This is a genomic window from Kitasatospora sp. NBC_00240, from assembly GCF_026342405.1.
Classification (GTDB): domain Bacteria; phylum Actinomycetota; class Actinomycetes; order Streptomycetales; family Streptomycetaceae; genus Kitasatospora.
On sequence record NZ_JAPEMU010000001.1, the window covers coordinates 3587513 to 3607143 of the forward strand.

Annotated in this window: 17 protein-coding genes; 4 read left to right on the forward strand and 13 right to left on the reverse strand. The window is 71.4% G+C overall.

Going from position 1 to position 19631, the window contains the following annotated elements:
* Nucleotides 1–38 precede the first annotated feature (38 nt).
* From lepB (OG689_RS15115) to proS, 11 genes are all read right to left on the reverse strand, one after another.
* Nucleotides 39–791 carry a signal peptidase I gene (gene lepB / locus OG689_RS15115; protein ID WP_266320817.1) on the reverse strand — a complete coding sequence of 251 codons (753 nt, stop codon included), beginning with the start codon at nt 789–791 and terminating at the stop codon, nt 39–41.
* A gap of 223 nt (nt 792–1014) precedes the next feature.
* Entirely contained in the window at nt 1015–1992 is a 978-nt protein-coding gene (gene lepB, locus OG689_RS15120; RefSeq protein WP_266320819.1) for a signal peptidase I, read from the reverse strand.
* Nucleotides 1993–2240: 248 nt separating this feature from the next.
* On the reverse strand, nt 2241–3281 hold the full coding sequence (gene lepB / locus OG689_RS15125; protein WP_266327149.1) for a signal peptidase I: 1041 nt from the start codon (nt 3279–3281) through the stop codon (nt 2241–2243).
* Nucleotides 3265–4020 (reverse strand): signal peptidase I, encoded by a 756-nt coding sequence (lepB, locus tag OG689_RS15130; protein ID WP_266320820.1) that lies wholly within the window; start codon nt 4018–4020, stop codon nt 3265–3267. The genes lepB (OG689_RS15125) and lepB (OG689_RS15130) overlap by 17 nt, the downstream gene beginning before the upstream one ends.
* Nucleotides 4021–4376: 356 nt before the next feature.
* Nucleotides 4377–4727: a 50S ribosomal protein L19 gene (gene rplS / locus OG689_RS15135; protein ID WP_266320821.1), complete on the reverse strand. Its 351-nt coding sequence runs from the start codon at nt 4725–4727 to the stop codon at nt 4377–4379.
* Between the two features lie 153 nt (nt 4728–4880).
* Complete coding sequence (gene trmD, locus OG689_RS15140) at nt 4881–5699, reverse strand: tRNA (guanosine(37)-N1)-methyltransferase TrmD (protein ID WP_266327151.1); 819 nt, start codon at nt 5697–5699, stop codon at nt 4881–4883.
* Between the two features lie 56 nt (nt 5700–5755).
* Nucleotides 5756–6361 (reverse strand): ribosome maturation factor RimM, encoded by a 606-nt coding sequence (gene rimM, locus OG689_RS15145; protein WP_266320823.1) that lies wholly within the window; start codon nt 6359–6361, stop codon nt 5756–5758.
* 136 nt (nt 6362–6497) lie between these two features.
* The gene (locus tag OG689_RS15150) at nt 6498–6737 is read right to left on the reverse strand and encodes an RNA-binding protein (protein ID WP_030306741.1); all 240 of its coding nucleotides are present in this window, start codon (nt 6735–6737) and stop codon (nt 6498–6500) included.
* A gap of 2 nt (nt 6738–6739) precedes the next feature.
* Complete coding sequence (gene rpsP, locus OG689_RS15155; protein WP_266320832.1) at nt 6740–7174, reverse strand: 30S ribosomal protein S16; 435 nt, start codon at nt 7172–7174, stop codon at nt 6740–6742.
* 415 nt (nt 7175–7589) lie between these two features.
* A complete protein-coding gene (locus OG689_RS15160; RefSeq protein ID WP_266320833.1) occupies nt 7590–8168 on the reverse strand; it encodes a hypothetical protein in 579 nt (192 codons plus the stop codon).
* A 383-nt stretch (nt 8169–8551) separates the two neighbouring features.
* The gene (gene proS, locus OG689_RS15165) at nt 8552–9964 is read right to left on the reverse strand and encodes a proline--tRNA ligase (protein WP_266320834.1); all 1413 of its coding nucleotides are present in this window, start codon (nt 9962–9964) and stop codon (nt 8552–8554) included.
* 315 nt (nt 9965–10279) lie between these two features.
* Here proS and OG689_RS15170 point away from each other — a divergent pair, with 315 nt between their 5' ends.
* Nucleotides 10280–10993 carry an SAM-dependent methyltransferase gene (locus OG689_RS15170; protein ID WP_266327153.1) on the forward strand — a complete coding sequence of 238 codons (714 nt, stop codon included), beginning with the start codon at nt 10280–10282 and terminating at the stop codon, nt 10991–10993.
* 270 nt (nt 10994–11263) lie between these two features.
* Here the strand turns inward: OG689_RS15170 and OG689_RS15175 are convergent, their stop codons facing one another.
* Both OG689_RS15175 and ffh read right to left on the reverse strand, forming a co-directional pair.
* Entirely contained in the window at nt 11264–11821 is a 558-nt protein-coding gene (locus tag OG689_RS15175; protein WP_266320835.1) for a GNAT family N-acetyltransferase, read from the reverse strand.
* A gap of 68 nt (nt 11822–11889) precedes the next feature.
* Nucleotides 11890–13458 (reverse strand): signal recognition particle protein, encoded by a 1569-nt coding sequence (gene ffh, locus OG689_RS15180; protein WP_266320837.1) that lies wholly within the window; start codon nt 13456–13458, stop codon nt 11890–11892.
* A gap of 208 nt (nt 13459–13666) precedes the next feature.
* On the opposite strand from ffh, the gene OG689_RS15185 reads away from it, so the two are divergent.
* The 3 genes from OG689_RS15185 to OG689_RS15195 are packed head-to-tail and all read left to right on the forward strand — an operon-like array spanning nt 13667 to nt 19626.
* Nucleotides 13667–14191, forward strand: coding sequence for an SseB family protein (locus OG689_RS15185; RefSeq protein ID WP_323189294.1), 525 nt, complete (start codon nt 13667–13669; stop codon nt 14189–14191).
* Entirely contained in the window at nt 14184–14813 is a 630-nt protein-coding gene (locus OG689_RS15190; protein WP_266320839.1) for a hypothetical protein, read from the forward strand. Before OG689_RS15185 ends, OG689_RS15190 begins: the two co-directional genes overlap by 8 nt.
* A gap of 1 nt (nt 14814) precedes the next feature.
* Nucleotides 14815–19626 carry a putative T7SS-secreted protein gene (locus tag OG689_RS15195; protein ID WP_266320841.1) on the forward strand — a complete coding sequence of 1604 codons (4812 nt, stop codon included), beginning with the start codon at nt 14815–14817 and terminating at the stop codon, nt 19624–19626.
* Nucleotides 19627–19631: the final 5 nt, after the last annotated feature.

Sequence of the window (19631 nt, forward strand, 5' to 3'; positions counted from 1 at the left end):
TCCTGCCACCCCGAGATGCCGGCCGGCCAGGCCTGCCCTCAGGCCGCGCTCGTGCGCCGGATCCGGCGCACGAGACCCGCCACCGCGCCCACGGCCGACGTCACCACGATCAGCGCGGCCCCGACCACCGTGGCGTAGGCGGCCGGCTCCAGCGGGCCGCGCCCGCTCGTACCTGGTCCGCCGACGCCGTCGAAGGCCACGGTACGCCCGAACATCCCGGCCCTGCCCAGAGGCAGGACGGTCGCCTCGACCCTCGCGACCACGTCGGCCGCGGGGACGGTACCGCTCGCCACCTCCAGGTGGGTCCGGGAGTCCAGCGAACCCAGGCGGTTGTCCCCCAGCAGGAAGAACCTCCCCGCCGGGACCTCGACGCTGAAGGCCGCGCCCTGCAGCTGCTGCTCGTCGACGTACGGTTCGTCGACCGCCTTGCCGTTGACCGTCAGCCGGTTGCCGTTGTCGCAGCAGGCCACGGTGTCCCCGCCGATCGCGACCACCCGCTTGACCATGACCGCCCCGCCCCAGAGTCCGTCACGGAACACCACCACGTCACCGCGGCCGACGACGCCGGCACCCTTGCGGGCCAGGACGGTGTCGCCGATCTGCAGCGTCGGCGACATCGAGGCCGTGGGGATGCGGTAGGGGGTGTAGTCCGCAGCTATCAGCCCGAATCCTCCGAGCATCAGCACCAGTCCCAACGCGATCGCCGCGCCTTGGACAACGGACCCCACCCGGCGCCGCGGCCGAGGTGCGCCCACCGGACGATCGACCGCCTGCTCCGTGACACTGCTCATCGAAACCGTCCAACCTGACCGACCGGGGAACCTGTGGGTGAACCCTCACCCCGTGGCGCGGACGCCGACGGGCCGTGGCACGTCCGAGCAGATTACTCGTCGGTACCACGGCCCGCGCAAGACCCGTATCACCTCGATCACCCGGATCCACCGACCCACCGGTCGACTGCCCGGAAGGAGCTGCTCCGGATGTTCAGAACGTCCCAGGGGGTGACGCCCCTTGTCAGGAGTCGATCCGCCGCCTCATCCGGCGGACCAGCGGCCAGAGGCCCACCGCGCCGAGCGTGCCGGCCGCCGGGGGGACGAACGGCTCGGCGGCCGCCAGGCCCTTCTGGTCGAAGGTCGACGGCACCGGGAGCGTCGCCCAGCGGTCGAGCGGCCATGCGACCACGAAGGCACGGCCGACCACATCACCCACGGGCACGGTGCCGCCGCCGGGCTGGTCCATGTGGTAGCGGGAGTCCAGCGAGTCGGCGCGATGGTCACCCATCACCCAGATCCGGCCGTCGGGAACGTGAACGGGACCGAACTGCTTGGTGCCGCACGGCGTGTTCCCGGGGAAGATGTAGGGCTCGTCGAGCGCGATCCCGTTGACCTTGACCGGCCCTTCGCCCTCGCACTCGACGGTGTCGCCGCCGACCGCGATGACCCGCTTGATCAGGTCCTTCTCGTTCGCCGACGGCATCAGGCCGACAAAGCTGAGGACGTCCTGGAGTCCTCTCACGAAGGAGTTGTTGCTCTGCTGGGCGGGCTCGTCACTCAGCCAGCCGCCCGGGTCGTGGAAGACCACGACCTCGCCGCGCTCGGGTTCGGCCCCGAACCACGGGGTCAGCTTGTCGACCAGCACTCGGTCGCCGACCTGCAGAGTGTTCTGCATCGACTCGGACGGGATGGAGAACGCCTGGACGAAGAACGTCTTGATCACCAATGCCAGGATCAGCGCGATCCCGATCAGGATCGGCAGTTCCTTCCAGAAGGACCGCTGCCTGCGCTCCCCGCTCGGTGTCTCCGCCGATCGCTCATCGTCCTCGGCAGCGGCGGGCACGTCGTCCGCGCCGCCGCCCTGGTCCTCCGCCGACTGTGCCGCGGTGTCCTCGACAGAACCCGAAGGCTCTGCGGACTCGGCCGACCGGGCCGTCCGGCCGCCGGCGCCCTCGGGCTCTCCGGCGCCTGAACGGGCGCCGATCACCAAATCCCCCACGACATCTCCTCCCTGCTGTGCGGACGCCCGTGCGCCCGCTCTCACCAGTGCCGCACAGCGGGCACCACGCTCACCACGATCCGGCCTTCGACCAACCTCAGACCTGCCCGTCAAAGGCATGCCTGACGCCGGTCCGGCCGCCGGGAAACCGGCACTTCGTACCGGGGAACCCAGCACTTCTCTATCACTCCAAGGCATCCTGCCCGTGATCCCACGCGCCATGGCTCCGCGGCCGCCCTGGGCGAGACCTAACCCGACTTCACCCGTCGGCGACCGACGATGACCGGAAGGAAACCCAACACACCCATAACGAGCGGAGGTTCCGTCGGAACCGGCTTCGAACCCATCGAGTACGGGACGGCCCCGGGTGCCGCCGTGGCACGCGGCAACGAGGAGAGTGAAGCGGGCTCCTCCAGTTGATGAAAGCGCTGAAGCGGCCAGGCGATAACGAAGGCCCTGCCCACCACGCCCGACAACGGGATGGTGCCCTGGCCCGGGTTGCCCATGTGGAAGCGCGAGTCGGCGGAGACGTCCCGGTGGTCCCCCATCACCCACAGTCGTCCCTGCGGCACCTGCACCTTGAAGGGCTGCCTCGACGGGGGATTGTCGGGCGCGAGGTACGGCTCGTCGATCGGCGTGCCGTTGACGCTGACCCGTCCCTGCTCGTCACAGCACTCGACCGTGTCACCGCCGACCCCGATCACCCGCTTGATCAGGTCCTGCTCGTTCTCCGAGGGCAGCAGGCCGACGTAGGTGAGAACAGACTTGGCCCCCCGCATGACCGGCCCGTCCGTGGAAGGCTTGTGATCGCCTTCCAGCCACCCGCCGGGATCCTTGAAGACAACCACATCGCCACGTGCCGGCTCGCTGCCGAACCACGGCGTGAGCTTGTCCACCAGCACTCGGTCGCCGATCTGGATGGTCTGCTCCATCGAGCCGGACGGAATCACGAAGACCTGGACCAGGAAGGTCTTCATCACCAGCGCCACGAGCAGCGCCACGATCACGATCAACGGGAACTCGCGCAGGACCGACCGCCTGCGCCGACGCGCGGCCCGCCGCGCACTGCGTCGCCGCTCCGCACGCCCGCGGCCGGGAGCGGCAGCGGAGTCGCCGGGGGCGGCCTCCGACCGATCCCCCGCGACGACCGCGCCACGTATGCCGTCGGCAGTGCCCACCCCGGCCCCGAGGCCCGGCCTCGACCCGCCGGATGCGGAGCCCGTACCCCGGCGGCCCGGCGTACCGCTCGGCGTGCGGTCCGCGACCCTGCCTTTACCTCTGGTCCCCATGGCCACCTGTCCCCCCTAGCGCGGCGAACGGCGCCGGCTGGTCCAGGCTGGTCCAGTGTCCGACCGGGAAGACGACCCAGTCGGCCCTCCCGATCACCTTGTCCTCGGGCACGAAGCCGCCACCGGGTTCGCCGAGGTGATCGCGGGAATCGCGGGAGGCGTTGCGGTGGTCGCCCATCACCCACAGCTTCCCGGCAGGCACCACGATGTCGAACGCCACCGCCGACGGGGCGTCGCCGAGACGGAGGTAGGACGACTCGTCGAGCGGAACACCGTTCACGGTCAGCGGCCCGTCCGGCCCGGGGCTGGTGACCCGGTCACCCCCGACACCGATCACGCGCTTGACGTAGACGGTGTCACCGGCGGGTGCGAGGCCCAGGTCCTGCCCGAGCGCGCGCAGGGCGCCGCCGACGCCGCGCGGGCCGGCGGATTCGGGGAGGAAGGAGCCCGTGCCGTCGAACACCACGACGTCCCCGCGTCGGACATGCCCGCCGAAGGCATAGGCGAGCTTGTCGGCCACCAGCCGGTCGCCCGGCATCAACGTGTTCTCCATCGACCCCGAGGGGACGGCGAACGGCCGGGCCACGAACGCGTTCACGAGCAGCAGGGTCAGCAGGCAGATGCCCCCCAGGAGGAGGAGATCACGGGCCCACCGTCCGCCGCCTTCGGCCTCGTCCTCAGCGGCAACCCCGGACGCGTCCTGGTCGGCCTCCGACCCCTGGTCCGTTCCCGCAGGCATGTCGGCATCAGCACCGGTACCGGCAGCACCGGCGAGGAGCCCGGGTCCACGGCCTGGAACGGCCGCCGAATCCCGCTCGGACTCGACATCGGACTCGACATCGGACTCGGCAGGCGGTTCCCCGGAGAGATCGGATGCGACCCCTGAACCGGCCCGAACAGCGGTGCCGGGACGGGCTCTCACCGCAGCAGAAACAGCCGCGGACCGCGACGGCGTGTCCGCACCCGTAGGTGCGGGACTGCCGTCGCGGTCCGCGAATGGTTCGTGCGTGCTCATCGGGGGCTGAGCTTACCTTGCGGCAAGTCGGCCCCGTCGAGCGTCCTGGTCCCCTCCGCCGGAGCGGGAGGACCGAAGGATCAGCGGTCGCGCTTCTCCTTGATCTTCGCGGCCTTGCCGCGGAGGTCACGGAGGTAGTACAGCTTGGCGCGGCGAACCGCACCGCGGGTGATGACCTCGATCTTCTCGACGACCGGGGTGTGCACCGGGAAGGTACGCTCCACGCCGACGTTGAAGCTCACCTTGCGGACGGTGAAGGTCTCACCGACGCCGGAGCCGTGACGACGGATGACGACGCCCTGGAAGATCTGGACACGAGAGCGGTTGCCCTCGATGACCCGGACGTGAACCTTCAGGGTGTCACCGGCGCGGAACGCGGGGATGTCGGTACGCAGCGATGCCGCGTCGACAGCAGCGAGCTTGTTGCTCATGTTGCTCTCCATCGCAGGCGCCACGGGCCGCCCACGGAAGTTCGTCACAATGGGGTGCGTTGCGGGCCGCACGGCTGGCGGTGATCCCCCCGTGGCGGGGGCACCGGTCCACATGGCTCCTACGGGAGGAACCCAGCGACAGACAACAGCCGCCTATTCTTCCACATCTTCGACCAGGGACCGAAATCGGCCGAGCCGCTCGTCCCAGGCCAGCCCGAGGATGCTGAGAGCCTCCCGGTCCTTCTTGTCGAAAGCCCCCTGCTGCCAGCGGGCGACCAGGTCGGGACGGTTCGCCAGGGTCCGGGCGAAGGCCTGCTCGCGCCGCCACCGGGCGATCTTGCCGTGATTGCCGCTGAGCAGGACATCCGGTACGACGCGACCCCGCCACTCGGCCGGCTTGGTGTAGACGGGGCCCTCCAGGAGGTCCGCCATCGCGCCGGGGGCGAAGGAGTCGTCCCGGTGGGACTCCGCGTTGCCGAGGACGCCGGGCAGCAGCCGGGCGACGGCTTCCACCATCACCAACACGGCCACCTCGCCGCCGGCCAGCACGTAGTCACCGATCGAGGCCTCCACGACCGGCATCCGGGTCGCCGCTTCCTCGATCACCCGTCGGTCGATGCCCTCGTAGCGGGCGGGGGCGAAGGCCAGCCAGGGCCGGGCCGCGAGCTCCTGGGCCAGCTCCTGGGTGAACGGGCGCCCGCTCGGCGTGGGCACGACCAGGGTCGGCACCGCGCCCTCAGGCCCCTGGCCCACCACGGCGTCCAGGGCGGCCGCCCAGGGCTCCGGCTTCATCACCATGCCGGGACCACCGCCGTACGGGGTGTCGTCGACGGTGCGATGCACATCGGTGGTCCAGCTGCGCAGGTCGTGCACGTGCACGTCCAGCTGACCGCGGGCGCGCGCCTTGCCGACCAGCGAGACGTTCAGCGGTTCGAGGTACTCGGGGAAGATCGTGACAACGTCGATCCGCATCCCGTGCTCACCCGGCTCGGCGGTGCCGACCGGCTCGGGCGTCCCGACCGGCTGACTCATGCGTCGCCCTCGTCACCCTCGTCGCCCGCGCCGGTCTCGTCCCCGGTACCGAACTCGGCGCCGTCGGACTCACCAGGCACGACCTCGGCCTCCACCGCGTCGATCAGTCCGGGCGGCGGGTCGATGACGGCCCGCTGGTTCTCCAGGTCGATGGTCGGCACGATCCTGGTGACAAAGGGCACCAGGACCTCCGTACCGTCGGCCTTCGTGACGGTGAGCAGGTCCTGGTACGGCAGGTGGACGACTTCGGTGAGCTCGCCGACCGGCGTGCCGTCCAGCAGCACGACGTCCAGGCCGATCAGCTGGTGGTCGTAGAACTCCTCCGGGTCGTCCGGACGCTCCTCCGGGTCGACTTCGGAGATCAGGACCGTCCCGCGCAGCGCCTCGGCCGCGTTGCGGTCGTTGACCCCGGCGAAGCGCAGCAGCAGCCGGCCGCTGTGCACCTTGCCGGATTCGACGGTCAGCGGCCCGGTCGACGCCGGGTCGGTGAGCACCACGGCCCCTGGGCCGAGCCGGAGCTCCGGCTCGTCGGTACGGACCTCGACGCTGACGTCCCCCTTGATGCCGTGGGCGCGGCCGATCTTGCCGACGACGAGCTGCACGGTGATCGCTCTCCTGAGTTCGGTACGGGCCGGGTACCGGGACTCGACCCGGCCGGCAAAAAAGAAGAAGGCCGGTCGGGACGACAAGCGTCCCGACCGGCCCCAAGCAGACTGCCTGCTCCGCAGACCTGCAGAGTCAGCGAATGCTGTCCACGTCGACCAGGTCGACGCGAACGTTGCGACCGCCGAGCGCGCCGACCACGGTGCGCAGAGCGCGTGCGGTCCGGCCGCCACGGCCGATCACCTTGCCGAGGTCATCAGGGTGCACCCGCACCTCGATGGTGTTGCCCCGACGCAGGTTGCGCGAACGCACCTGTACCTCGTCGGGGTGCTCGACGATGCCCTTCACCAGGTGATCGAGGGCGTCCTCGATCACGATCAGGCCTCGGTGGAAGCGGCGGCGTCGGCGTCAGCCTCGGCCTTGTCCGACTTCTTGGCCTTCGGGGTGATGGCAACACCGGTGGTGCTGTCCTCGAAGCCGGCGACGGCCTTCGCGAAGAGGTGCGAGAAGTCCTCGACCTTGGGCTCGGCGACCTTGAGCGGCGCCGGGGCCGGCAGGCCCTTGAACTTCTGCCAGTCGCCGGTCAGCTTGAGGATGGCGAGCACGGGCTCGGTCGGCTGGGCGCCGACGGACAGCCAGTACTGGGCGCGGTCGCTGTCGACCTCGATCTTCGAGGGGTCGTAGGTCGGCTGGTAGATGCCGATCTCCTCGATCGCGCGACCGTCACGCTTGGTGCGGGCGTCGGCGACGACGATGCGGTAGTGCGGGGCGCGAATCTTGCCGAGACGCTTGAGCTTGATCTTGACTGCCACGGGAGTGGATTCTCCTGGAGTTGACGTGGGTGAGCGGCCGCGTACTCCGCGTGGGGTTGCGGGGGTCGGCCGTTCAAGGGACACGCCAGCCGTAGGAGAGAGGGGTCCTGCTCGGCTGCCGAGTACTCAGCTGTCAATTGTGCCATACCGGCGCAGGTCGGCCTGCCAGGGGCCGGGTCGATCAAGGTCACGACCCGGGCGAGGGCCGATCGGCGGTACCGGCCGGAGCACCTGCCGGCGGGGGTGGATCCCGGCGGGCCTGGACGCGTCCACCGCGGGACGGGCCTCGGACGGGCCTCGGAGAGGCTTCCCGGTCGGCGGGCGACCGGGAGGCTACCGGGCCTGGTCCGCACCGACTCCGGCACGGACGAAGCCCTGGCCGGCCGAAAGCGGCTCCGACCGGCCAGGACCCTGACTACGCAATCTTGAACGGCTGCTGGCAGGCGCCACAGACGATCGACGCCTGCGCGAGCACCGACGGCACGACCCGGACGTTACGGCCGCAGCCGCAGATCGCCTTGACCCTGACGCCGCCCCCCGAGGAGCCGTGCCGTGCGGCCGGCCCACGGAAGGCACGGTTGGCGCCGTCGCCGGCCACGGCCTCCTGGTGTGCGCCGAGCGCGCGGTCGAGCCGCTCTATGGTGTCGACGTACCGCTCCTGGGTCTCCTTGAGCATGGTCACCTGGGAGAAGCCGCTACTCGCGTGCGGCTCCACCGGGTGCGCCAGGCCGAGTTCGGAGGCCAACAGCAGGAAACGCCTGTTGTGGTAGCGCCCGGCCCTCGAAGTGTCCCGGATGTCCCGGGCGGCGGCCAGGCCGTGGGCAGCCTCGTGGAGCAGCCGCTCGAAACCGAGTCGGGTGCCACAGGCCGAGGAGGACTCGCCGATCAGCGCCTCGGGAGAGGCCAGGTCGGGGAGATCCTGGTGGTGGGCCTGGATGTCACTCCAGGCGGCGGCCAGTTCGGCCGCGAGGACGAGGGGCTGTGTCGTGCTCACGCTAGACCAACGATGGAGTGCGAGCCGATGTTCCGCATGTTCCCGTTCCCCGGGAATTCCCAGGAAACTCTCAGGAATGCGTGGCAGCGCGCGAATTGCGCGTTATGGATCTGACGCAAGACCAACCCCCTGCAAGTATGTGCCCGTCGGAGTTCGCGGGCTCGTCACTTTCGCCCGGGGGCGGGCTGTCGCCCCAAGACGTGCGGCCCGAGGCCCTCGTCGAGTTGACAGGGCCACGGGCCGTACACCGTACCGCTATTCCGTTAATACCGGCAGTTGACCGGTCAGTAGGCATGTCAACAGGCGAGACAGTTGCCCCCACCACGGCGTTCCGGGCCCTCTTGGCCGGAAGTAAACCGTCCGGTAACTACGGCGAAATCGAATCAGTAGGCACGCGCGACGATCGCGATATTGCCTTCCTGGTCGTCCGCCAGCGGCACGGAGCCGTCGGCGGCGACGATGCAGCGCACCGAGACACCCTGCTCGGCCAGCTTGGCCTCGCCCTCCGGGCCCAGTTCGGCCCAGGAGATCCGGCCCCAGCCGGTGGTGGCGGCCTCGACGGCCTCGTCGATGGTCGAGACGTCGACCGTACGGGCCTCACGGCGCTCGCGGGACTGGCGCAGCAGCAGCGCCTGGTCCTCCTCCAGGATGCCGGGCAGCAGCGACGCCAGGGCGTCGATGGAGACCGGCTCCTTGCCGCCGGGGATCCGGCGGGCCAGCATCGCGGTGCCGCCCTCCAGGTCGCGCGGGCCGACCTCGATGCGCACCGGTACGCCCTTGAGCTCCCAGTCCACGGCGCGGCGGCCGAACGGGGTGTCGGTGCGGTCGTCGACCAGGACCCGGATGCCGGCGGCATCCAGCTGGGCGCCGATCTCGCGGACCTTGGCCAGCACCGCGTCGTCGCCCTTGATCGCCAGGACGACGACCTGGGTGGCCGCCAGGCGCGGCGGGACACGCAGGCCGTTGTCGTCGCCGTGCGACATGATCAGGCCGCCGACCATCCGGGTCGAGACGCCCCACGAGGTCTGCCAGACGTGCTCGCGCTCGGCGCCCTGGAGCTGGTACGTGGTGTTGAACGCCTTGGCGAAGTTCTGGCCCAGCTCGTGGCTGGTGCCCATCTGCAGCGCCTTGCCGTCGCCCATCATGCCCTCGAGGGTGAGGGTGTTGATGGCGCCGGCGAACCGCTCACGCGCGGTCTTGCGGCCGAGCACCACGTCGATGCCGAGCACGTTGATCATGAAGTCGGCGTAGACCTCGGTGTGGATGCGCGAGGCGTACGCGCGAGCGTCCTCGTAGGTCGCGTGGGCCGTGTGGCCCTCCTGCCAGAGGAACTCGGTGGTGCGGAGGAAGACGCGCGGACGCAGCTCCCAGCGGACCACGTTGGCCCACTGGTTGATCAGCAGGGGCAGGTCGCGGTGGCTCTGCACCCACTTGGAGAAGTACTCGTTGATGATGGTCTCGGAGGTGGGCCGGACGACGACCGGCTCCTCCAGTTCCTTGCCGCCGCCGTGGGTGACCACCGCGAGCTCGGGCGCGAAGCCCTCGACGTGCTCGGCTTCCTTGGTCAGGTAGGACTGCGGGATGAACATCGGGAAGTAGGCGTTCTGGGCGCCTGCCTTCTTGATGCGGGCGTCCATCTCCTGCTGCATCCGCTCCCACAGGCCGTAGCCGTACGGTCGGATGACCATGGTGCCGCGCACCGGACCGTTGTCGGCCAGCTCGGCCTTGTTGATGAGGTCCTGGTACCAGCGCGGGAAGTCGTCCGCCTGGGGGGTGAGAACGGGTGCCTTTGCCATGGGGCGAATCGTACGGGGAGTGCGGCCCCTCTTCCGAATCCGTCCACGCCGTGATGACGGAGGGGCGCACGCCCTCGGCGCGCGGATACCACCCCGCACCCCTCTGGACGGCGCGCCCGAGCCGCTGTTCGCTTGAGTGGGGCGGGACTTTGGGGGAGGCCACGGACACGACACCGAAGGACCGGATGGGAGGCCGCGATGGCTTCAGCGCAGGCGACCGGCACGACCGCACAGCACCCGCGGGCAGCGGATCGGACAGCGGCCCACGGGCCGGGGCCCGGGCGGGCCCGCGACTGGGCGGAGATCCAGGAACGGATGCTGGTACCGCTCTACGAGGCGGTCTACGACCGGTTGGAGGTCGGGCCGGCGACCAGCGTGCTCGGCCTCGGATGCCGGTCGGGGCTGGCGCTGCTGCTCGCCTCCGCCCGGGGCGCGCAGGTGGCCGGGCAGGAGCCGCAGGCCGAGCTCCGGCAGCTCGCGCAGGACCGTCGGCTGCGGGTCGGCGCGGCCGACCGGCCGGGTACGGCGGCCCGCGACGTCCCCCGCACGGCCTATTCGCTGGTCACGGTTTTCGAGCAGCTCCCCGGGGCCGCCGATCCGGGCCTGCTGGTCGCCGAGGCGGCCGGTCTCACCCTGGCCGGCGGCCACGTGGTGCTGGCGGCCTGGGGGCCGCCGGAGCGCTGCGAGAGCGCCGCCGTCCTGGACGTGGCGCGCCGCCGGGCAGGGCGCACCACCGCGCGGGACCCGTTCGCACTGAGCTCCCCCGGAGGTCTGGAGGATCTCCTCACCGGGGCCGGCCTGCGCCCGGCCGGCAGCGGCCGGGTGAGCTGCCCCTTCGCGTACGCGGACCTGGACAGCGCCGTCCGCGGGCTGCTCTCCACCGGCCTGTACGACGCCGCGGTGGAGTTCTCCGGCGGCTCGCTGGTGGCGAAGGAGCTGGAGGAGGCGCTGCACCCGTACCTGCTGCCGGGCGGCGCGGTGCGGATGGCCAACGTCTTCCGGTACGTGATCGCGGAGCGGATCCGCTGATTTCCCGGCACGGTCACTCGTTCGGGGGCGCACGCCAAGCGGCGAGCGCCCCCAACGGGCCACGGAAGACGGAACGGAACACCGCGTGCCCATTGGGCCACGGGAGGCGTGGCGGAACACCACCCGCCCACGGGGCCGCGGGAGGCCTGACGGAACACCACCCGCCCACGGGGCCTCGGCAGGCCGAACGCACCGTACCGGCCGAAGCCGTCCCCGACCGAACCCCCAGCGCTCCCGTCCGAAGCGACTCGGCGCCCGGTCGGACCCGGCTCAGCGCCCGGCCAGCCCCGGCCATTCCTCGGACGTCATGGCGAACCGCTCGTGGTCCCGCCAGGCACCGCCGAGGTAGAGCATCCGGGGGGTGAAGCCCTCGTGCCGGAAGCCCAGCCGGCGGGCCATCGCGGCGGAGCGCTCGTTCTCCGGCTGCACGTTGATCTCCAGCCGGTGCAGGCCCAGTCCGCCGGTGGACTGGTCGGCGAAGCAGCGGTCCACCACCAGCAGCATGCCCTCGGTCATCCGCCCGGTGCCGGCGAAGGGCTCGTACGAGTCGTAGCCGAGGGCGCCGTTGCAGAAGCGGCCCATCACGATGTTCGCGACGTTGCACTTCCCGACCAGGCCACCGGTCTCCTGATCCACGATCAGGAAGGTCCGCAGGCCCGAACCCTGGCGTGCGAGCAGCTCGGGCAGTCCGTCCGGCTCCACCGGATTCCACCGGCCGATGTGCTCGGCGGACCGCCTGACGGCGTCGGCGTACTGCTCCACGTCTGCGGGCCTCGGCGCCCGGATGGTCACTCGCACCCCACCATCATCGGGCACGCCCTCGGTCATGGGTGCGGCCCGCCGCCCGGGTCTACCGGGTGGCGGGCCGCAGCCGGGGGCTCAGCGCCCCGGGACGCTCAGAGGAGGTCCTTGAACTCCTTGGGCAGCTCGAAGTCGGCCGGGCCCTTGCCCGCGCCGATCCCGAACGCGCCGCCCTCGGCGGGGGGCTGCTGGCCGGCGCCCGGGCCGAGCGCGCGGCGCTCGGCGGCGGCCTGCTCCTCCTGGGCCCGCTTCAGCGGGTTGCCGGACTTCTTGCGGCCCTTGGCGGGCTGCGCCTTCTTGCCGGACTTCTTCGCCCCGCCGCCCATGCCCGGGATGCCCGGCATACCGGGCATCCCCTTGCCGGAGGCCATCGCCGACATCATCTTGCGGGCCTCGAAGAACCGCTCGACCAGGTTGTTGACCTCGCCGACGCCGGTGCCCGACCCCTTGGCGATGCGCAGCCGGCGCGAGCCGTTGATGAGCTTGGGGTCGGTCCGCTCGGCCGGGGTCATCGACTTGATGATCGCGCCGACGCGGTTGACGTCCTTGTCGTCGATGTTGTTGATCTGCTCGCGGATCTGGCCCATCCCCGGCAGCATGCCGAGCAGCTTGGAGATCGAGCCCATCTTCTGGACCTGCTCCAGCTGCGACAGGAAGTCGTCGAGCGTGAAGTCCTTGCCGCCGCCCTGCAGCTTGGAGGCCATCTTCTCGGCCTCGGCCTGCGAGAAGGTCTGCTCGGCCTTCTCGATCAGGGAGAGCATGTCGCCCATGCCGAGGATGCGCGAGGCCATCCGGTCCGGGTGGAAGGCGTCGAACTCGTCGACCTTCTCGCCGTTCGAGGCGAACATGATCTGGCGGCCGGTGACGTGGGCCACCGAGAGGGCGGCGCCACCACGGGCGTCACCGTCGAGCTTGGAGAGCACCACACCGGTGAAGTCGACGCCGTCGAGGAAGGCCTGGGCGGTGGTGACCGCGTCCTGGCCGATCATCGCGTCGACGACGAAGAGGACCTCGTCCGGGTCGACCGCGGCCCGGATGTCGGCGGCCTGCTGCATCAGCTCGGCGTCGATGCCGAGCCGGCCGGCGGTGTCGACGATGACGACGTCGTACTGCTTCTGCTTGGCGTACTCGATCGAGTCGCGGGCGACCTTGACCGGGTCGCCGACGCCGTTGCCCGGCTCGGGGGCGTAGATCGCCACCCCGGCCCGCTCGGCGACGACGGTCAGCTGGTTCACGGCGTTGGGGCGCTGGAGGTCGCAGGCGACCAGCAGCGGGGTGTGCTTCTGCGACTTCAGCCAGTGGCCGAGCTTGCCGGCGAGGGTGGTCTTACCGGCACCCTGCAGACCGGCGAGCATGATCACCGTCGGGCCGGTCTTGGCGTACCGGACCCTTCGGGTCTCGCCGCCGAGGATGTTGATGAGCTCCTCGTTGACGATCTTGATGATCTGCTGGGCCGGGTTCAGCGCGCCCGAGACCTCGGCGCCGAGCGCCCGGTCCTTGACCTGCTTGATGAAGGCCCGCACCACGGGGAGCGCGACATCCGCTTCGAGCAGCGCGATCCGGATCTCGCGGGCGGTGGCGTCGATGTCCGCCTCACTGAGGCGGCCCTTGCCCCGGAGGTTCTTGAACGTCGCTGCGAGGCGATCGGAAAGAGTGTCGAACACGTCGGTCGCGGGTCCCTTGCGGCATCGGTACGGGTACGGTCGTCGCCCCCAGGGTATCCGGCCGCCCCGGGTACGGTCTCCACCCCGGTCGCGGACCGGTCCGACGAGCTGCCCGGGCGGGCGGTTTCTTTACCCGAGCGAGGTTCCGCGCCCGCCCGCGCTTGGCTACGGTCGGTGCCGTCATGCCTGCGTCACAGGGGGAGCATTCATGAGCGCCGGGGCATCGGGCGGCGGGGATTCGAGCGGCGGGCCGTCGAAGGACGGGCCCGCCGGGAGCGCGGCACCGGACGACGGGCCGCCCCGCTCCTTGCCAGGAGGCGGGGCGCCGCACAACGGGGCGCTGGCGGCCAGGGCCGCCGAGCTGGGCACGGCCGCCTACGACCCGGACGCGTTGATCGGGGAGTTCCGTCGCAGCGCCGTACTCGTCCCGGTCACCGCGGACGGCGGCTGGTGGGCGGCCGACAGCGGCGGGATCCGCTGGCTCCACGCCTTCACCGGCGAGGCGGCGCTGGCCCGGTTCGCCGAGCAGCGGGACGGCCGCGCCGGCCGGGAGTGGTCGTACGTCACCGTCTACGGCGCGCGCCTGCTGGACGTCGCCGTCCCGGCCGCCCCCGTGCCCACCGGCGTGGTGCTGGACGTGGCGGGTCCGACCCCCGCGTTCCTGCCGCCGATGGCGGGGATCGTGCCGGACGCGGCCGCCCTGGACCTCACCGAGGAGGACGGCCGTGGCTGACAGCTACGCGGTGGACCCGCAGGCCCTCAAGCTGGCCGCCGACGGCATCAACGGCGCGATCGCGGAGCTGAAGACGCTCGGCATCGACGAGAGCGCCGAGGTGGGGCGCGGTTTCTCCAACATCGAGCTCTCCGGGCTGCAGATCGGGCACGCCGGCCTGCACGGCTCCTTCGCCGCGTTCGCCGAGCGCTGGGCCTGGGGCGTGCGCACCGTCGTCCAGGACGGCAACGAGATCGCGATGCGCCTGGGCCTGTCGGCCGGGCTGTACCACGACCAGGAGCAGTACGTGTCGGGCACGTTCAAGGACGTGGTCAACGCCGCGATGGGCAACCCGGACCTCACCCAGGAGCAGGTCGAGGCGCAGTCCTGGGGCAAGACCCTCTCCGACAACCCGTACACCCAGGTCCGCGACGCCGACTACTCGGCGGAGTCCGCCGCGAAGGCCGGCGAGCACATGAAGGAGACCTGGCAGGCCGAGGGCCGGGACATGATGGACGGCCCGATGGGCGTGCGGCGCAAGGCCGCCGACCTGGCGGGCCTCGGGGACGAGTACGAGCAGGCGCAGACCGACCTGTTCGGCACGAAGGTGGTGCCGCAGCAGCGGCCGGACAGCGGGGGCTGAGATGGGTTTCGGGGATTTCGTCGACGGCGTCGGGGACGCCTTCGAGGACGGCATCGACTCGGTGAAGAGCACGGTCGGCTCGGCCGTCGACGGCGGGGCGCACCTGCTGGGCGACGGGCTGGACGCGGTCGGGCTGCACGGCGCGGCCCACGCGGTCGACTCCTTCGGCGACTCGGTGGCCGACTCGCTGGGCGCGCAGGTCGGGGAGTACCAGCTGGGCGAGTCCGACGACCCGAAGGATCTGGTGCACGGGGACGTCAAGGAAATCGGCGAGTCGGTCAAGCACCTGCGGAAGTTCCAGGTGGCGTTCGAGCAGACCGGACAGGGACTGTCCCGGTTGGACGCCGACCACTGGAAGGGCGCGGCCGGCGACGCCTTCCGGGCGAAGTTCGCCCCGCAGCCGAAGCTCTGGCTGAGCGCCGCGGACGCCTGCCGGGGGGCGGCCGACGCGATGGACGGCTTCGCGCACACCGTCGACTGGGCGCAGCAGGAGGCCCAGCAGGCCATCGACCTGTACAAGGCCGCGAAGAAGGCCTCCGAACAGGCCCGAGACTCGTACAACAAGAACGTCGACCGGTACAACCAGGCCGCCAAGGACTGGAACAAGACCTCCCAGGCCGGTGGGGACCCGGGCCCGCGGCCCACGGATCCGGGCGAGTTCCAGGACCCGGGCGTGGCGGGCCTCAAGCAGGCCCAGGAGAAGCTGCGCGGTGCGCGCCAGCAGCGGGACACCGCCGCCGGCACCGCCCAGGCGGCCGTCGACGCGGCCACGGCCACCGCGCCGGCCGAGCCGAGCTTCACGTCCAGGATGGGCAGCGACCTGTCCGACACCTTTCAGGGCGCCATGGTCGGACAGCTTCACCTGGCCGGCGGCCTGGTGAAGGGCGCGGCGGACATCGTCAAGTTCGGTCGCGGGCTGAACCCGACGGACCCGTACAACCTGACCCACCCCGCCCAGTACGCCGATCACGTCTCCAGCACGGCCGCCGGGCTGCTGCACGCCTCCAACCACCCGATGGAGCTGCTCTCGGCCGTGGTCGGGTCCGGCTGGAGCTCCGACCCCTTCGAGGCCTTCGGGAAGCTCACCACCAACGTGGCCTTCGGCGTGGCCACCGGCGGCGCCGGCGAGGCGGGCGCGGTCGCGGAGGACGTCGCGCTCAACGCGTCCAAGAACGTCGCCGAGAACGCGGCCAAGGACGTCGGCGAGAACGCCACGAAGAACGCGGCCAAGGACGCGGCCGAGAACGCCGCCCGCAAGGACGCCGGCCAGGCGGCCAGGGACGCGGCGGAGAACCCGTCGAAGGAAGCCAGGAAGCCGAACGAGGTCGAGGGCTGCGGCGACCCGGTCGACGTGGCGACCGGGCAGATGTTCCTCCGGCAGAACGACCTGGGGCTGCCCGGCTCGCTCCCCCTGTTCTTCGAGCGCTCGCACACCTCCGCCTACCGGTCCGGCCTGTGGATGGGCCCGACCTGGGCCTGCACGGTCGACGAGCGCCTGGTCGTCGACGCGGCGGGCGTACTGCTGCTCCGCCCGGACGGCGGCATGCTGGTCTACCCGCACCCCGTGCCGGGTGTCGCCACCCTGCCGGTCTCCGGCAGCTCCCGCTGGCCGCTCGTCCTGGACACCGAGGGCCGCTACCGCGCCACCGACCCGCTGTCCGGGCTGACCCGCACCTACCTCCCCGAGCCGGACGACCCGGGCACGGCGCTGCTCGGCGAGATCCGCGACCGGTCCGACCGGTGGATCGCCTTCGACCACGACGACGCCGGAGCCCCGGTGTCGATCCGCCACCACGGCGGCTACCACGTGAAGCTCACCGTGGAGGGCGGCCGGATCACCGCGCTGCACCTCGCCGGGGCCGGGCCCGACGGCGGCGACGCCGAGATCGTCCGGTACGGCTACACCGACGGCCACCTGACCCGGGTCACCAACTCCTCCGGCCTCCCGCAGCGCTTCGACTACGACGCCGCGGGCCGGATGACCGCCTGGACCGACCGCAACGGCTCCCGCTACGGCTACGCGTACGACCACCTCGACCGCTGCGTCGACCAGGGCGGCGCCGAGGGGCACCTGCGGTACCACTACGACTACGACCAGCGCGATCCCGGCAGCGGGCACCGGATCACGGCCGCCACCGACTCGCTCGGCCACACCACGCGCTACCTGATCGACGGCGAGAGCCGGATCGTCGCCGAGACCGACCCGCTGGGCGCCACCACCCGGTACACCTACGACCCCCACGGCCGTCGACTGTCGGTCACCGACCCGCTGGGCTCGGCCGTGACGCTCACCTACGACGAATCAGGCAACCCCACGACCGCCACCCGCCCGGACGGGACGCAGTCCGTGGTCGGCTACAGCGAGCTGAACCTGCCCCTGGCCGTCATGGAGCCGGACGGAACCACCTGGCGCCAGTCGTACGACGCGACCGGCAACCGCACGGCGCTGACCGACCCGACCGGTGCCACCACCCGCTTCGGTTTCGACGCGAGCGGGAACCTCTCGCAGATCACCGACGCCCTCGGCCACGTCTCGACGCTCCGGTGCAACGCCGCCGGCCTCCTGACGGAGACCGTGGACCCGCTCGGCGGCCGGACCGCCTACCGGCACGACGCGTTCGGCCGGCCCACGGCGATCACCGACGCCCTCGGCGGCACGACCCGTTACACCTGGTCCGTCGAGGGTCTGCTCACCTCCAGGACCACCCCGGACGGCGCGGCCGAGCACTGGACGTACGACGGCGAGGGCAACACCCTCACGCACACCGACCACGGCGGCGCCGTGACGACGATGGAGTACTCCCACTTCGACCTGCTGACCGCCAGGACCGGTCCGGACGGCGCCCGCCACACCTTCACCCACGACGCGGAGCTGCGGCTCGTCCGGGTGACCGGTCCCCAGGGCCTGTCCTGGAGCTACGAGCACGACGCGGCCGGCCGGGTCACGGCCGAGACCGACTTCAACGGGCGGACCGTCAGGTACACCCACGACCCGGCCGGCCGGGTCGTCGGCCGGACCAACGGCCTGGGCGAGACGGTCGGCTACAGCTACGACCTGCTGGGGAACCTGTCGGTCAAGGACGCCGCCGGCCGGCGGACCACCTACGGCTACGACCGGGCCGGCCGGCTGACGAGTGCGACCGGGCCCGCGGTCAGCCTGAGCCGGCGATACGACCTGCTGGGGCAGGTCATGGCGGAGACCGTCAACGGCCGCACCCTGGCGTCCGAGTACGACGCGCTCGGCCGGCGCTCCCGCCGCCGGACCCCGTCCGGCGCCGAGAGCAGGTGGAGTTACGACGCCGCGGGGAGCCCGGCCTCTTTGACCGCCTCCGGCCACGTCGTCGGCTTCGAGCACGACGCGCTCGGCCGCGAGACCGGTCGCCGGCTGGGCCCCGGCCTGACCCTCAGCCACACCTGGGACAGTGTCCACCGGCTCACCTCGCAGACCCTCACCTCGTCCGCCCGCGCCCTGCAGCACCGCGCCTACAGCTACCGCGCCGACGGCAACCTGACCGGCATCTCCGACCTGCACGACGGGACCCGCAGCTTCGACCTGGACGCCGCCGGCCGGGTGACCGCCGTCCACGCCGCGGACTGGACCGAGCGGTACGTCTACGACGCGGCCGGGAACATCACCGACGCCCAGTGGCCCGGCGGCCGCAACGACAGCGGCCGCGGCCCGCGCACCTACCAGGGCACCCTGATCAGCACCGCCGGCCGGATCCGGTACGACCATGACGCCCAGGGCCGGATCACCGCCCGCCGCCAGGTGACCCTCTCCGGCCGGACGAACACCTGGCGCTACACCTGGGACGCCGAGGACCGCCTCACCGACGTCACCACCCCCGACGGCACCCGCTGGCAGTACCTGTACGACCCCTTCGGCCGACGGATCGCCAAACAGCGCCTGGCCGAGGACGGCGTCACCGTCGCCGAGTGGACGGACTTCACCTGGGACGGCAGCACGCTCGCCGAACAGACCGCGCACGGCCCCGCGCTCCCCGGGCCGTACACCCTCACCTGGGACCACGAGGGGCTCCGTCCGCTGGCCCAGACCGAGCACATCCTGCTGCCCGACGCCCCCCAGGCCGACGTCGACCGCCGCTTCTTCACCATCGTCACCGACCTGATCGGCACCCCCACCCACCTGCTCAACCCCGACGGCAGCCCGGCGTGGCAGGCCAGAACCACCCTCTGGGGTGCCACCGAACGCAGCGACAGCGCCAGCACCACGACGCCGCTGCGGTTCCCGGGCCAGTACTACGACCCCGAGACCCGCCTCCACTACAACCTGCACCGCTACTACGACCCGATCACGGCACGCTACGCGACCCTCGATCCGCTCGGGCTCGCCGCCGCCCCCGACCCCCAGGCCTACATCCAGAATCCGCACACCTGGGCCGACCCCTTCGGTCTCGCCCCGTGCAAGCTCACGGAACGTGCCAAGGACGCCATCGAGAAGTTCCACAACCTGATGAAGGACCCGATCGGCGAGATCAACGGCACCCCGAACCACAACCACTACAATGCCGCCAGGCGCGAGGCGGCCGGCGAGGTCGTGGCCCGCAAGCCGGACGGCACGCCCTTCTCCCACATCAGCGACCTGCAGCAGGCTCGCGACGGCCTGCTGAACGTCAAGAAGGCCCTCCACGACGAGTTCCGCTTCAACAAGGAGCTCACCGACCGGGACGTCCAGATCCTCAAGAAGTACCAGGCCGCCACCGAGGGGCAGTTGGGCAGGCTCAACAGGTTCCTCCACGGAATCGGGCACGGAACCACGCCTCCCTACCACGCCTGGCCCCCGGGGTCCTGACCGAA